The 1,240-nt window shown below is 73.1% G+C and carries 2 protein-coding genes and 1 pseudogene; 1 reads left to right on the top strand and 2 read right to left on the bottom strand.

What is annotated here, in order from left to right:
• Both ACWC9T_RS41940 and ACWC9T_RS41935 read right to left on the bottom strand, forming a co-directional pair.
• On the bottom strand, positions 1-268 hold a 268-nt coding region (locus tag ACWC9T_RS41940; RefSeq protein ID WP_449826268.1), incomplete at its 3' end, for a hypothetical protein.
• A complete protein-coding gene (locus ACWC9T_RS41935; protein WP_449826267.1) occupies positions 261-773 on the bottom strand; it encodes a SigE family RNA polymerase sigma factor in 513 nt (170 codons plus the stop codon). The genes ACWC9T_RS41940 and ACWC9T_RS41935, both read right to left, overlap by 8 nt.
• Positions 774-1,026: 253 nt before the next feature.
• Here ACWC9T_RS41935 and ACWC9T_RS41930 point away from each other — a divergent pair.
• Positions 1,027-1,240 (top strand): annotated as a pseudogene (locus tag ACWC9T_RS41930) (hypothetical protein); the annotation flags it as partial.

Here is a 1,240-nt window from a genome sequence, read left to right as displayed (position 1 = left end):
GACGCGGGGAAGCCGGAACGGAAGCAGGCACGGAGGAGACGTCTGTGGTGGCTGCTCCTTTCTGTGGTCCCGGTGAGTGCAGCACGGACGGGAGAGCCAGGCACAGGGCTGCCGCGGTGCAGGCCGCGGTCGCAGCGAGGGCGTGTCGGCGGTGCCGGCGCCGGTCGGCGCGTCGGCGGATCTCCGCAGCGGGCAGGGTCGGCGCGGGCATCTGCGTGCCGAGCAGCCGCAGCCTGTCGCCGAGGGTGTCGTGGATGGGGTCAGACACGGAGCTTTCCTTCCTCGCTGGTCGGGGTCCGGTCGGCGAGTCTGGCCGCGAGCGCGGCCCGGCCGCGGGCGAGGCGACTCTTGACGGCGCTGACGCTGGCGCCAGTCTCGGCCGCGACCTGCTCGACGGAGAGGTCGCACATGTGGTGCAGGACCAGGGCGCTCCGCTGTGCCTCGGGCAGGTCGCGTAGCGCGGTGACCAGCATCAGGTGCTCCTCGGTGGGCGGCTCGACGGTGGGCGGTTCTTGGCGGTGGTGGCGTCCGGCCAAGTGCAGGCCCCGGGCCACACGTCGCCAGCGGGAGAGGGCCAGCCGCCGGGCCGTGGTCCGGATCCATGCCTCCGGGGCGCTGTCCGGGTCGAAGGTGCGCCTTCGGTCCCACGCGCGGATGAACGCCTCCTGGACCACGTCCTGTGCTTCGGACCAGTTGCCGGTTAGCGCGTAGAGCTGCCCGGTCAGGCGGGAGAAGGACGCCGCGTAGAACGCGTCGAACTCCTGTGGCGTCATCAAGGGCCTCTCTTCCGGGGCTGTCCGTCAGCTCGCGGCACAGGCGGCTCGCGAGGAAGCACTCCTCGGCTGCGGCGGTGGAGCCGTGCGTCCTGGGCGGAGCCTCCCGCCCTGTACGCACGAGCACCGCCCCAGGGTTGCACCCGCGGCCTATGACCTGGATCACGTGCGCGGGGCGCGACCTGCCGGGCGTCGGGAGACCTACAGGGGCGCAGGCGTCAACCGGACGCCCGGCAGAAAAGGACACGGATTCATGCGTATCCGCCCGATCATGCTCATCGCCGCCACCGCCGCAGCCATCGCGACCGCGGGGGGAATGGCCACTGCCGCAACCAGCACCTCCACGCCCACCCCCACGGCCCACGGCGAGCCCTCCGCTGCGCCCACCGCCTCGGCCTCCGGCGCCGGCTCGGCCGGCGCCTCGGTGGTCCCCGGCAGCGGCCCGTCCGTTACCCGTTCGACTGCCA

It is taken from the genome of Kitasatospora sp. NPDC001159, from assembly GCF_053598235.1.
Note: the sequence above shows the minus strand (reverse complement) of the source record. Positions and strands in the feature narration are given on the sequence as shown.

What these genes read in the sequence shown, in the direction of transcription:
- ACWC9T_RS41935 (WP_449826267.1), bottom strand. Translation starts at nt 773, where the DNA reads ATGACGCCACAGGAGTTCGACGCGTTCTACGCGGCGTCCTTCTCCCGC.